This is a genomic window from Umezawaea sp. Da 62-37 (assembly GCF_032460545.1).
In the GTDB taxonomy this organism is placed as follows: Bacteria; Actinomycetota; Actinomycetes; order Mycobacteriales; family Pseudonocardiaceae; genus Umezawaea.
On the sequence record NZ_CP135965.1, the window covers coordinates 9,266,306 to 9,279,585 of the forward strand.

The following is a 13,280-nucleotide window of genomic DNA, read 5'->3' on the forward strand; positions in this document are numbered from 1 at the left end:
TGATCCGAACCGCCGCCCCATCCGTACTCCTCTAGGCGTCGGCCCTCATGGGCTCGTGACCGGAGGAGGACGAACGCCGTGGCCATCCGAGTCGTTCGCGCGACACTGCTCACCACCTTCCTGGCCCTCGCCTTCCTGCTGCTCGTCGTCGCGGGCAGCGCGAACGCGTCGGACCGCACCCCCGACGACCACCTGCGGCTGACCACCGGCGTGACCCTGGTGCTCGCCCAGACCGACACGCCCGCGCCTCCGGCGGGCGACCTCTCGACCGTGGTCCAGAAGAGCGGGCCCGCCGCGGCGTCCACCGCCAGGACGATCGACATCGTCGTCGTCGCGTCCCTGGTCGGCCTCGCCCTGTGGGTGTGGGTGCGCAACAGTTCCACCCGCAAGGGGCACTGACCGGGCCTCGCCGGGCACGGATGTTCCGAAGGTGGTCGGAGGCGGCGTCGGCGCTGCTCTCCGCGCCGCCTCCGACCGCAACCACGGGACGCGCTGAGGCGGATCAGCTCTCCGGTTGGCTGTAGTACGAGCGGCGGTTGGCGCGCACCGTCTGCACCCGCTGGTTCAGCACGACGTGCCGGATCATCGACAACGCCTGCCTGGCCGCGATGTTGAACAATCCGTGGGTGATGCCCTTCTCGCCGAAGACGACGAGCAGGAGTGAGGACTCGACCGGGAACACGCAGACGTAACCGGACTCCCCTTCGAACACCGCGGTGCGCGGTTGGCCGATGTTCGCCTGGGAGGTGAACTGGGCCGCCAACCCGACCGTGGCGGCGGCCATGGCGGCAACGCTCTCGACGGCGACGCCGTCGGTGTCGCTGGACAGGACCAACCCGTCACGTGTGGCCACCAGCAGTCCGGTGACCCTGTCGATCTGGTCGCGAATTGCGCGGAGGGTCGTCGCCAACTCTTCCCGGTCGAATGGCGGCTGAGTCACAACGGGCCCCTGTGGCAGCGATTTCGGCTTTGTGGACGTCGGTTTCCGCGTCGGCAGTACCGGTGGATTGCCTGCCTGGTGGGATTGTGCGCTGCTCATACCGTCAGGTTGGCTTCGATGCGCTTGAGGTAGAGCCTGGCCAGGGCGAGGTTGGCGCGTTCCCGGTCGAGGACTAGGTAGAGGAACAGCGTCGGGGTTCCCTTGGCGGGGGTGAGCAGGCGAATGAGGTGGTACTGGTGGTTCAGGGTGATCAGGATGTCCTCGATGCTGTCGTTCAACGACAAGGACGCCATTACCCGCAGTTTCGCGCGTACGACCTCCGTGTTGCCCGCCGCGGCGACCTCCAGGTCGAGCCAGTCGCCGCCCCCCATCGTGCCGAGTGACATTCCGCTGTCGTAGTCGACCAGCGCGACGCCCACGGCCCCGGCTATGGTCATGGACTCTTTCAACGCCAGCTCAATGCTCATCGAGAAATCGGCTCCTCGTGCGATCGAATGCATCTTGAGTAGGGCGTATCCCGTTCCGCCGTCGTTCCGGCGAGGCCGCCCAGCGACAGACGTTAAACCGCAAAAGTGCGATCGCATACGACCATTCAGGTTAATTTAGGCCAGTTGGCGGCACGGTCGCGACTCGGAACGGTGGGTAATCGACCGAAATGGCAGAGTTATATCAATCGCCGATATTCAGGGTTTGTCACTGTGCGTGGCTGATGTGGTGCTTCCTGTGCTGGCTCGTCGGGTGGACGCCTGGTACATGCGGAGAAACCGATCGAGATTTCCGGTTCCGTCACCGGCACTCCGCCGTGGTCAGCAACCGCACCTGCGCGTCCACCCACGTCCGCGCGCTGAGTTCTTCGCCGAACGCGCTCACGGCGGCGGCGTTGCCGTGCAGCCCGACCCGCCGCAGCTCCGCCGCGACGTCGTCGAGCCGCGTGCGCAGGCTCGGCGTGACGTGGCGCAGCCCCCGGTGCGCGGCCTCCGCGCACGCCGCCAGCGCCGCGTCCACCGCCGCCCCGATCAGGTCGGACTCCGGGGCGTGGTCGCCCGGCACGAGGCTCGCGCCCCGCACCGGGGCCAGGTCGGGCACCACCAGGCCGTCGCCGGTCAGCACCGCGATCGGGTCGACGACCAATACGCCGCCGACCCGCCGCAACGACCCGCTCACCAGCACCGGCACGGATTCCAGCGCCTCGGCCAGCGCGTCGAGCGCGCCGGGGCAGGCGCCGCGGTAGGTCGCCGAGATCATGGCCGTCGCGCCGAAACCGTCGGCGACCACCGCGTCCAACCGCTGCGCGCCGGGGAAGTAGCGCACCGAGAGCACCTCGGCGACCTCCACGACCCGCACCAGCTCGGCCTCCACCCTCGCCCGCACCAACCGCGGCGGCAGCCGGTCCAGCGCGGCGGACTCGGCGGCGAGGTCGCGCACCAGCACCGCCTCCGACAACGTCTCCCAGGCCCGCCCGACCGGTGTGATCGACGTCCTGGACACCCGCCCCTTCGCCAGCCGCAGCACCCGGCTGGCGTTGCGCGACGCCGCCTCGGACACGACGTTCGACGCGGCCAGCGCGCCCAGCGTGGTGCCCGCCAGCCGACGTGCCGCCAGGTCGTGGCCCGTCGGCGACTCGTCCTCGGCGAGCGGCCACCGGTGCCGCAGCACCAGCGTGGTCGGCCCGCAGGCGAAGAACACCTCCGCGGTCCGGTCCTCGACCGTGCCGCGCACCCGGCACCCCAGCGCCGTCACCCGCACCCGGTCCAGCGGGGTCTCCGCGGGCACGTCCGCGCCCAGCACCTGCGACCGCGCCCCGGTCGCCCGGTGCCGCGCGTGCAGCTCGGCGACCAGCTCCGCGAACCGCTCCGGGTGGTAGCGCGCGGACCGCTCGCGGTAGGCGACCAGCTGGTCCACCAGATCGTTCACGGCCGCCGCCGGCCAGTGCAGACCGCGGCCGCCCAGCTCCGCCCCGGCCCGGCGCAGTCGTGAGTCCAGCACCGGATCGGCGTGCGCGGCACCGTCGAGCAGCACCCGGTCGGCCAGCTCCAGCACGTCCGCGAGTCCGGCCCGATCCGGGCGCGCGCTCCCGACGACGTCGAAGCGCACGACGTCGTCGACCAGCCCCAGACCATCGGCCTCGCGGAACGCCCACACCGCGTGCGCCACGAACTCGTCGCGTCGCGCCGCCGTCGCGTCGGAGTGCGCGTAACCGAGGTCGCCGGGCACGAGGAACCGCACCGTGCACGACGGGAGTTCGGCGGTCGCCGCCGGATCCGCCGCCGTGGGTCTGCGCAACCGCACGGAGTACCCGACGGCGTGCGACCGCTTGGCCGCCGCGAGACCGCGGGTGCCCAGCAGGGCGGCGAGCGCGGTGTCGTCGATGGAACCGGGCGACCACGCCGTGAACGCCGGCGCCGACTCGTCGCGGCGCTGGTAGGCGAGCACGACCGCGATCCGGTGGCGGCACACCCCGCTCGCGCCGCACGAGCAGGTCGCGGACGAGAGCGGGACACCGGCGGGCAGCTCGACCTCGACCCCGTCGGCGAACCGGCCGCGCACCGTCGTGCCGTCGGTCTCCACGGTCGGCCCGGCGCCCGCGTCGAGGTCCTTGGTCGCGCGCTTCACCAGCCCGCGGTTGGCCAGCGCGGCCAGCGCGTCCGGGGTCAACGCGCGCAGGTCGTCCCGCATCAGGCCAGCCTCTCCGCGACGAACTCGGCCAACATGCCCGGCGTCATCGCCCCCACGTGCGCGCCCACGTCCACCAGCCGCTGGGCGAGATCCCTGTCGTAGACCGGGTTCGCGTCCTCGTCGAGCGCGGCCAGCCCCAACACCTGACTGCCCTGGCCGACGAGCTCGCGCACGGTGCGCACCAGCCGCTCCGGGTCGCCGCCCTCGTAGAAGTCGGTGATCAGCACGACGATCGCCCGCCGCGGGTTCTCGACCAGGCCCCTGGCGTACTCCATCGCCTTCGCGATGTTCGTGCCACCGCCGAGCTGGACCTTCATCAGCAGCTCGACCGGATCCGACACGTCCGCGGTCAGGTCGACCACCGCCGTGTCGAACGCGACCAGGTGCGTCTTCAGGCCGGGCAGGCTCCACAGGCAGGCGGCCGTCACCGCGGAGTGGATCACCGAGCCCGCCATCGACCCGGACTGGTCCACCACCATGATCAGCTGCCACCGCTCCAGGTGCCGCCGCGTGCGCGAGGAGAACATCGGCTTCTCGATGTTCACCCGGCGTTCGACGGGGTCGTAGTGCGCCAGGTTCGCCCGGATCGTGCGCCGGAAGTCGAAGTTGCGGGCCTGCTTGAAGTTGCTCGGCCGCCGCGACCGCGTGCCGCTGAGCGCCTGCCGCACCTCCTTGGCCAGCTTGCGCACCAGCTCGGCGACCACCGCCGCCACGATGCGCCGCGCCATCGCCAGCACGTCCGGGTTCATCAGGTGCTTGGTGCGCAGCACGGCCCGCAGCAGCGCCGCGTTGGGCTCGACGCGCGCCAGCACCTCCGGGTCGGTGACGATCTCGGTGATGTCATAGCGCTCCACCGCGTCGCGCTCGAGCCGTTCGATCGTCTCCTTGGGGAACAGCCGGTGGATCTCGTCGAGCCAGGTCACCGTCGTCAGCACCGAGTCGCCCTGCCCGCCGCGCCGCACGCCGCGCCTGTCCAGGTCCGCTTCGCGGCCGTAGAGCCATTGCAGCGCCGCGTCCCGGCCCGCCGAGTCGCCCTCCGCCGCGCCGCAGTGCGGCGAGGCGGGTTCCCCGAGGATCAGCCGCCACCGCTCCAGCCCGGTCATGCCAGCCCCTCCCGTGCGAGCACCGCGTCGACCTTGGCCTCCAGCGCCATCCCGGCGGCGACCACCAGCGGATCCACGTCGATCCGCAGCAGCGCCCCGGCCGATCCGCCCGCACCCCGCGCGACCACCACCCGTTTCGCGATCGTCTCCCGCTCCGACGGCGGGAAGAACGCGAAGGCCTGGCGCAGCGCGGGAAGCGCGACCAGGAAGTCCTCTTCGGACAGCGCGTGCACCAGCTCGTCGAGCAGGGTGATCACGGCGTCGGCGGACAGCACCTCCTCGCGGGCCACCGCGAACAACCCGGCCAGCCAGTCGCCGATCGTCCTGGGCCCCGACATGCCCCGCACGGCCCGTTCCACGCCGCCGCCGTCGCCCAGCGACCAGCAGAACCCGAACGCCGCCCCGCGCAGGTCCGGCGGCGCCTGCGCGTCGGCGCCCACCCTGCCCAGCACGGCGACCGCCTCGGCCCGCCCGTGCTCCAGCACCGACTCGGCGTGCAGCACCGCGTCGCGGGTCGCGGCCAGCGCCAGCAGCCTGCGGGGATCGGCCGGCGCCGGTCCGCCGTGCAGCCCCTCGACCAGCCACAGCACCCGCGTCACCGCACCGCCGATCACCGCGCCCAGCACCGGGCTGCCCGCCGTGCCGAACAGCCCGTCGTAGCGCCACAGCCCCACCACGACCGCCAGCACCCGCCCGAGCACGGCCACGTCCGACACCTGCGCGACCCGTGCGGTCAACGCGGCCACCACGTCGTCGGACAGCGTGGTGATGCCGCACAGCGCCGCGTCGAACAGCACCTCGGCGAGCCGGTCGGCCCCCGCGTCCTCGACCCGGTCGTGCAGCGCCGCGCCGGCGGCCTCGTCCGGGGTCGCGCCGTGCACCGCCGCCTCGATGAGCGCGGGCAGCCTGCCGTCGAACGGGGTGAGCCGCCACCGCTCGGCGAACACCGGATCGCCCCCGCCGTCCGGCCCGGACAGCCGTTCGAAGCCGGGGATCCCCAGGATCCGCAGCCGGTGCAGCGTCCGGCTGCGACGCAGTCCGACCTCGTCGGTGAGGTCGACCCCGACCTCGCCGGAGCCGTCGAGCCCCAGCGCGAACAGCTCCTCCTGAACGGCCGCGACCAGCGGGGGAGCCGGGGTGTCCGGGTGCAGCGACCCCACCCGGTCGCCGCTGAGCGCCGCCACCATCTCCACCACCGCAGGGTGGGCGCCCGGCCGCAGCGGGCCGCGCACCGTCCACGGCGGCGGCTGCGACAGGTCCTCCGACACCAGCGCGCCGACCAGCCCGTCCAGCACGTCGGTCCGCGACGGGTGGGCGTGCCCGCGCAACCGCGCCAAACCCTGGGCCAGCGTGCGGGCCGCGATCAGGTCCGCCGTCGACACCGGCTGCCCGCGCCGCCGCAGCCGACCCACCACCGACTCCACCAGCGCCGCCGCCGCGCCCGGCACCCCGTCGTTCCACAGGTGCCGGTAGTACTCCGGCGACGGCATCCCGGACTGGTAGCCGGTGAACGCGTCCAGCCGCCGGAACGAGTACGGCACCAGGTAGCTGGCGCCCACCGACTCCTCCGGCGGCCGCGGCACCTCCGGCCATCCCGGCTCGGGGTCGGCGGCCAGCACCCGCAGCGCGGGCGTGTGGAACCCGCCCGTCACCACGACCACCGGCCGGTCGCCCGCGTCGGCCCGCGCGGCCCGGATCCACGACGCCATGTAGGCCTCGCGCTCCACGTCCGCGTGCTCGGTCGTCGCCTCGCCGCGCACCAGGTCGAAGTACGCCGTCAGCCGCTCCGCGAGCCCGTCGGCGGGCTCCACCTCGAACAGGTGGTCCCAGAGCACGTCGGTGTTGTCGACCGAGAACTCCCGGCAGAGCCTGCCCGTCACCTCGGTGTAGCGCGCCTCGGCGTCGGCGTACCGGTTGCCGCGCCCCTGGAACGCCGGGTGCCACGCGGGCAGGTCGATGAACCGCACCCGCGCCCCGCACGCCCGGCCGGTGGCCAGCGCGACCCACTCGGGGGAGTAGTCGCAGAACGGCGTCCACGACGCGTGCGACCGCTCGGCGTCGCGGTAGTAGGTGTAGACCGCGATCGGCGGCCGGTGCCCGAGCAGCAGCTCGTCGAGCCGGTCGTTCATGTCGACCGGCCCCTCCACCAGCACGTGCGCGGGCCGCAGCGCCTCGATGGTCGACGCCACCAGCCCGGCGCAGGCCGGGCTGTGGTGCCGGACCCCGATGAACGTCGTCGCCATCAGCCGGGCAGCAGGTGGCGAGCCTGGTGCAGGGCCTGCCAATGCGCGCCCTTGCGCCGCGACGCCTGCTGCTCCAGGTACCGCCGCAACCGGGCCAGGTCGTCCGGGTTGTCCTTCGCCGCCGTTCCCGCCAGGCACTCCACCAGGTCCGCCGGGGTGCCCGCCTCACCGCGCAGGAACCACCCGCGCAGCCCGACGGCGTGCGCCACCGACACCGCCTCCGCCGTGCTCATCACCGTCGTCAGCCGGTCCATCGGCTGCCCCGAGGACGTCACCCCGTCGCGCAGCTCGCGGAACGTCGTCACCAGCACCTCCAGCACGTCCCGCCGGGGCTGCACCCCGACCCCGGACCGCTCCAGCAGCGCCCGCGCCTCCTGCTCCACCAGGTCCAGCTCGGTGGCGAAGTCGGCGATCGGGAACACGGTCTCGAAGTTGAACCGCCGCTTGAGCGCCGCGCTCATCTCGTTCACGCCGCGGTCGCGGGTGTTCGCCGTCGCGATGACCGTGAAGCCGTCGTTCGCGAACACCATCCCGTCCGGCCCGGTCAGCTCCGGGATCGCCACCACCCGCTCGGACAGCAGCGACAGCAGGCTGTCCTGCACCTCCAGCGGGCACCGGGTGATCTCCTCGAACCGCACGACCTTGCCCTCGGCCATGCCCCGCAGCATCGGCGCGGGCACCAGCGACCGCGGCGACGGCCCTTCCGCGACCAGCAGCGCGTAGTTCCACGAGTACTTGATCTGGTCCTCGGTCGTCGCCGCGCCACCCTGGATCGTCAGCGTCGACTCCCCGCACACCGCCGCCGCGATCAGCTCCGACAGCAACGACTTCGCCGTCCCCGGCTCACCGACCAGCATCAGCCCGCGCGTCGTCGCCAGCGTCACCAGTGCCCGGTCGATCAGCGACGGGTCGCCGACGAACTTGCGGGTGATGCCCGCCCGCGGGTCGCCGACGACGAACCGCCGCGCCCCCTGCAGGCTCAACGCCCACCCCGGCGGCCGGTGCGCCGTGTCGGACTCCCGCAGCCGCGCCAGCTCGTCGGCGTACCGCACCTCGGCCGGTGGCCGCTGGACCTTCTTGTCGTCGGACAACGGATTCCTCAGCTCGTCAGGGAGGACAGGTCGGCCAGCACCTCGGACGCGGTGATCGGGTCGAGTTCACCGAACGTCCGCGACCCGCGAGGACGCCAGTCCCCGCCGCGGTCGTTGAGCCACACGTTCGTCAGGCGCTGCTCCTCGAACATGGTGACCACCCCGACCGCGATGCCGGGATCGAGGTTGACCACCAGCGTCCCGCCCGGCACCGGCCGGGTGATCCAGCACTCCACCCCGGCGTCCTGCGGCTCGCCGCGCCGCCAGCCCCTGTTGGTCAACCCCAGCAGTTTGCCCACCGGCACCTCCACGCCCTCGAACCGGGTCAACGTCTTGGCCGCCCGCTCGGCGTCGGTGAACGCGTGCACCGGCCTGCCCAGTTGCGGGAACGGCTGGAGGATCTCGTAGTCGGCGAACACCTCCGCCCACGCGTCGAGCGCGTCGCCCAGGTCCAGCGGGTGCGCGAGCCCCACCACCGCGTCCTCGGCCAGCACGACCGCGTCGTCGTCCACGTCGGCCAACGTGCGGTCCTCGGCCAACCGGAAGCCCACACCGTCCTGGGTGATCCACACCAGCCGCCGCACGACGTGCCACAGCAGCGGATGCCCCGCGAACAGCGTCCGGAACTCCTCGGCCGACCACCGCCGCCGCGCCACCATCGCCGCCTCGAACCGGCGGATCTGGTCGGCCGCGACCGTCCGCACGTCCTTCTTCAACGCCGCGAACCGCTTGTGCTCGGACGGGGCCAGCTCCTGGTCGTCCTTGGCGCCCGGCTTCGGCAGGTCCTTGCGCCGTTTGCCGTCGCCGTCCACCACGTACGGCTTGAGCTGCTCGTCGAACCCCACCACGAACTTGCGCGGCCCGTAGTCGACCACCAGCGTCGCCGCGTCGTCCAGCCCGAAGTCGGGCACCAGCCGGTCGGCCAGTTGTTCCCCGGTCAGCCCGAGCTTCGCCGCGACCGCGTTGATCATCTGCCGCGCCCGCGACTTCAACCCGCTGAACTGGGCCTTCTGCGCGATCGTGTTGAGGTGCAGCAGCGCCACGTCGCTGCCGATCGCGGCCAGCACCCCGAGCCCGACCACGGCCTTGGAGTGCCCGCCCTCGCCGGGCCACGCCCGGATCACCGGCGTCAGCGCCCGCACGGTCCCGTCGTCACCGAGCAGCCCCTGCGCGGGCAGCACCCAGCCGTCCTTCGGCGGCGTCCCGTCGGCCCGCCACGCCTCGAACACCGCCCACGCGAACCGCGCCAGCGACCCCGGATCGCACAGCTCCCGCACCACGTCCACACCCGCGTACACGTCGTCCGGCTTCGACATCGCCAGCATCGTCAGCACGTGCCCCGCGGCGGCACCGGGCAGCGCGTGCCGCCTGTCGCGCACCAGGATCCGGGGGAGCAGCACCGGATCCGCCCAGTCGCCGATCACCGGCATCTTCGCGGGCAGCCGGTCCAGCGGGTCCGTCGCGATCAGGTCCTCGACCGCGCCCACCACCCGCTCGCCGTGCTCCGCGGCCACCTTCCGCAGCACGTCGGCGTGCCCGCGCCCCGCGATCAGCACCAGCGCCGCCTCGGCGTCCCGCCGCGCCTTGCCCGCCTTCCCGAGCGCCGCGGGCAGCAGCGCCCGAGCCGCGGTCTCCGGGTGCCGCAGGAACCACGCGACCGCCACCGGGTACACCGACTTGAGCCGCACCAGCCAGTCCGCCATCAGCTCCGCGACCTCGCGGTCCACGAACGGCAGCAGCACCTCCGCGCCCGCCGACGGATCCGCCTTCGCGACCTTCAGCGCGACCGGGAACGCGTCGATCCCGAAACGGGCCACCACCGGCCGCGCCCAGTCCATCGCCGACCACACCTCCGGCTCCCACTCGCCGAGGCGGTGCCGGATCAGGTCCACCGGCGCCTTCATGACCAGCGCGGGCTGCTGGTACCACTGGATCTTGCCCTTGAACAGCTGGTCGACCGCGAGCCGCCAGACCAGGACCTTGGGCTCGGGCCAGTGGTTGTCGCCGAACGCCTCCGCCCACACCTCGCGCTCGCCGGGCTCCCACCGGATGTCGCGCGACACCGGGGACACCAGCCCCTCCACGACGACCGGCTTCACCACCGCGCGCTTGACCGTCCACGGGGGAGTGACCAGCAACGGAGGCAGCAGGTCGGCCGGGACGTCGGGCACCGGCCCCTCCTCGGAGGCGGCCTCCTCGACCGCCGCGCGCCGCGCGTCGTCCAGTTCCGGCAGCACCTCGGCCACCAGGGCGGGGTCGGCCTTGACGTGGCCGACCAGCAGCGCCTTCGCGGACTCCGACCCCGTCATCGCCGCCAGTCCGCGCAGCGCCCGCGCGGGGTACCGCTTGATCGCGCCGAGCACGGCGGGCCGCACGAACCTGTCGTCCAGCCGGTCGAGCAGCAGGCCGAACGCCTCGTCGGTCGGGAGCCACGCGAGGGCCTCGACCAGGAGTTTGCGCGTGTCGTCGCCGTGGTCGTCGTCGAGCAACCCGGCGACGACGGGCGCGATGCCCGCTCCGACGGCGTTGACCAGCGTGGGCAGGACGTCCTTCTCGACGATCCACCCCCGGTACCCGTCCCGCGCGGCCACCGCCGCCACCTGCTCGACCGTCCGCAGGGAGGTGAGGAACAGCCGGTGCTCCTCGATCAACCTCGGTTCGGCCATGACCTCGGCGAACAGCTCGTCGGCCCAGTCGTGCCGGGTCGGAGCCAGGAAAGCCGCGATCGTCCGCGCCAGCAGGGTGCCCCGGCGACCGGACAGCGCCTCCACGGCGGCGAGGTAGTCGGCCTCGGAGGCCCCGATCAGCAGCACGCGGAGCCGTTCCACGACCTGGCGGTTCGCATACGGCCAACGCCTGCGTTCGACCGTGCGCCACTCCACCATCGCCGCTTCCCGGCCGCGGGCGCCCGACCACGAGATGTCGATCCGCCCCAGGTCCCCGGTCGCCGCGGCGGCGAACGCGAACCCGTGCCGCACCACCCACGCGTCCGCGAGGGTGGCGACATCTTCCCGGCCGTAGAAGCGCGAGGCCTCGTCGGTCATGGCGGCCGCCACGGTCGCCGCCCCCAGCGGGGTCTCCGACCCGTTCAGGTACGCCCGCGCCGCGGCCACGAGTTCCGGGTCCGAGTCCGGATGGCCCATCACCGCCGTCAACCGCCTCGGCGGCCGCCCCAGCTTGGCCTTCAGGTACTTGTCCACGTCCCGAGTGGACTTGACCGGGCGGCGCGCACCCTGCCCGCGGCCCGGCCGCACGGCGCCGCGCCACGACGGGGGCACCACGAACGTCGTCTCGTCCGGCCGTTCGACGGCCGAATCCCCGGCGGGCGGCACCGCGTCCACCGTGGACTCACCGGCGGCCACTGCGGGGGCCAGCTCGACGGCCGCTGCCGGTCCGCCGACCTCCGCGTACCCCTTCTTCACCTTCTCCGCCACGAGCCTGTCCACATGCGCCACCGCCACCGCGTCCGACGCGAAGTCCTTGACCTTGGTCTGCCCCAACGAACCCAGCCGTCCGTAGCGCACGGTCACGCTCGCGCCGTCCCGGCCGATCTCCCAGAACTTCTCGGAGCCGTCGGCCACGAGTTCCCACCTGCGCACGTCCAGCTCCTCCGGTTCGGTCCGACTGATGAGCACCGTAGAGGCAGGGTCCGACAATTCCGGGAGCGGACACCCCGACCTGCGGCGACCGAACGGCGGTAGGGCGGACCGCAGCACCGGTCGACCTGCCCGCCGCAGTGACTCCGACCCGCGCCGGTGACACGTTCTGCGTGCCCCCGCAGAACTGGAGTCCGCCATGACCGCCATGCCCCCCTCAGCCCTCAGACCCCGTTGGCACCGCCCGTTGCTGGCGTTGTCGGCCTTCATGATCGCCGTCGTCGCGGTCTCCGCGGTCGGCCTCCTGGTGGACGACCGGATGATCACCGGCAGCCCCGCGTGGCTCAAGCCGTTCAAGTTCGGCGTCTCGTTCGCCCTCTTCGGCGCCACCCTCGCCTGGATGCTCACGCTCACCCGACGCGCGCCCCGCACCGGCTGGTGGGCGGGCACCGTGGTCGTCGTGGTGTCGATCGCCGAGATGGCCGCCGTCCTCACGCAGGTGGTCCGCGGCAAGGCCAGCCACTTCAACGCCGAGACCGAGTTCGACGTGGCCCTGTTCGGGATCATGGGCCTGATGATCGTGGTCCTCTGGGGCGCCACCTTCGTCGTGTCGGTCGTCGTCTCCCTGCAACGCCAGGAAGAACGCGCCACGACGTGGGCCATCCGCTTCGGCCTCGGCCTGTCGCTGGTCGGCATGCTGCTGGCGTTCCTGATGACCCAGCCGACCGCCGACCAGCTCACCGACCTGAACGCCGACCGCCCCGTCCCCGCCATCGGCGCGCATGCCGTCGGCGCCCCCGACGACGGCCCGTCGATGACCGTCACCGGCTGGGCCACCACCGGCGGCGACCTCCGCATCCCGCACTTCGTCGGCATCCACGCCCTCCAGGCGCTTCCACTGCTGAGCCTGCTGCTCGTCCTGCTGGCGAGCCGGTACCCGACGAGCCGCTTCGCCTCGCCGACCGTGCGCCTGCGCCTGGTGTTCGTCGCCTCCGCCGGCTACGCGTGCGTGCTCGCCCTGCTCACCTGGCAGGCCCTGCGCGGCCAGCCGCTCGTCCACCCGGACCTGACCACCCTCGCCGCCGCGGCCGCGCTCGGGGTTCTCGTGACGTCCGCGACCGGCGTGGTGCTCGGGGCGAGGAGCGGCGAACCGGTGGACAGCGCCACGCGGTGACCACCCTTGCCTGTTGACCGCGTGGTCAATACTGTTGACCGCGTGGTCAACAGTCTCCCGCCGGCAGGCTTCGCCCCGGTGTGGCGCGTGGTCTTCGCCTACGTCCTGGTCGCCCTCGGCACGGTGGCGGCGCTCGTCGTCCTGTCGGTGGCGGCGCTCGTCGTCCTGTCGGTGGCGGCGCCACGACTGGCGACCGACGAGGCCTGGGGCCACGCGCTGATCGTCGGCGCGTTCTCGATCCTGCTGGTCTTCCGGGCGAGGTCGGCGCGCAGGGGGAGCGCCGGCGGACTTCGCGCGATCACCGTCATCGGCTGCGTCCTGCTGGTGGTGAACCTCGTCGAAGCCGCCCTGCCCGGCGTCTTCCCGCCGTGGATGCGGATCGAGATGGTGGCCATCGCCGCGCTGATGCTGGCGCTGGTGCTCCTGGCACTCCGAGCGCGCCGGGCCGGGTGACGTC

The 13,280-nt window shown here is 72.9% G+C and carries 10 protein-coding genes; 3 read left to right on the forward strand and 7 right to left on the reverse strand.

Annotated features, from left to right (window positions below):
* Positions 1-78: 78 nt before the first annotated feature.
* The gene (locus RM788_RS41975; protein ID WP_315925775.1) at positions 79-399 is read left to right on the forward strand and encodes a hypothetical protein; all 321 of its coding nucleotides are present in this window, start codon (positions 79-81) and stop codon (positions 397-399) included.
* A gap of 103 nt (positions 400-502) precedes the next feature.
* On the opposite strand, the gene RM788_RS41980 is transcribed toward RM788_RS41975, so the two are convergent.
* The 7 genes from RM788_RS41980 to RM788_RS42010 all read right to left on the reverse strand — a co-directional run bounded on the left by RM788_RS41980 (position 503) and on the right by RM788_RS42010 (position 11,688).
* On the reverse strand, positions 503-940 hold the full coding sequence (locus RM788_RS41980) for a roadblock/LC7 domain-containing protein (protein ID WP_315925777.1): 438 nt from the start codon (positions 938-940) through the stop codon (positions 503-505).
* 95 nt (positions 941-1,035) lie between these two features.
* Entirely contained in the window at positions 1,036-1,407 is a 372-nt protein-coding gene (locus RM788_RS41985) for a hypothetical protein (RefSeq protein WP_315925779.1), read from the reverse strand.
* A gap of 319 nt (positions 1,408-1,726) precedes the next feature.
* Positions 1,727-3,616, reverse strand: coding sequence for a YehQ family protein (locus RM788_RS41990; protein ID WP_315925781.1), 1,890 nt, complete (start codon positions 3,614-3,616; stop codon positions 1,727-1,729).
* Positions 3,616-4,719, reverse strand: coding sequence for a VWA domain-containing protein (locus tag RM788_RS41995; protein WP_315925783.1), 1,104 nt, complete (start codon positions 4,717-4,719; stop codon positions 3,616-3,618). The genes RM788_RS41990 and RM788_RS41995 overlap by 1 nt, the downstream gene beginning before the upstream one ends.
* On the reverse strand, positions 4,716-6,962 hold the full coding sequence (locus RM788_RS42000) for a DUF5682 family protein (protein ID WP_315925785.1): 2,247 nt from the start codon (positions 6,960-6,962) through the stop codon (positions 4,716-4,718). The genes RM788_RS41995 and RM788_RS42000 overlap by 4 nt, the downstream gene beginning before the upstream one ends.
* Positions 6,962-8,053 (reverse strand): ATP-binding protein, encoded by a 1,092-nt coding sequence (locus tag RM788_RS42005; protein ID WP_315925787.1) that lies wholly within the window; start codon positions 8,051-8,053, stop codon positions 6,962-6,964. The genes RM788_RS42000 and RM788_RS42005 overlap by 1 nt, the downstream gene beginning before the upstream one ends.
* Positions 8,054-8,061: 8 nt before the next feature.
* Positions 8,062-11,688: a WGR and DUF4132 domain-containing protein gene (locus RM788_RS42010; RefSeq protein WP_315925789.1), complete on the reverse strand. Its 3,627-nt coding sequence runs from the start codon at positions 11,686-11,688 to the stop codon at positions 8,062-8,064.
* 160 nt (positions 11,689-11,848) lie between these two features.
* Between RM788_RS42010 and RM788_RS42015 the strand changes: the two genes are divergently transcribed.
* Positions 11,849-12,823 (forward strand): hypothetical protein, encoded by a 975-nt coding sequence (locus RM788_RS42015; protein WP_315925791.1) that lies wholly within the window; start codon positions 11,849-11,851, stop codon positions 12,821-12,823.
* Between the two features lie 42 nt (positions 12,824-12,865).
* The gene (locus RM788_RS42020) at positions 12,866-13,276 is read left to right on the forward strand and encodes a hypothetical protein (protein ID WP_315925793.1); all 411 of its coding nucleotides are present in this window, start codon (positions 12,866-12,868) and stop codon (positions 13,274-13,276) included.
* Positions 13,277-13,280: the final 4 nt, after the last annotated feature.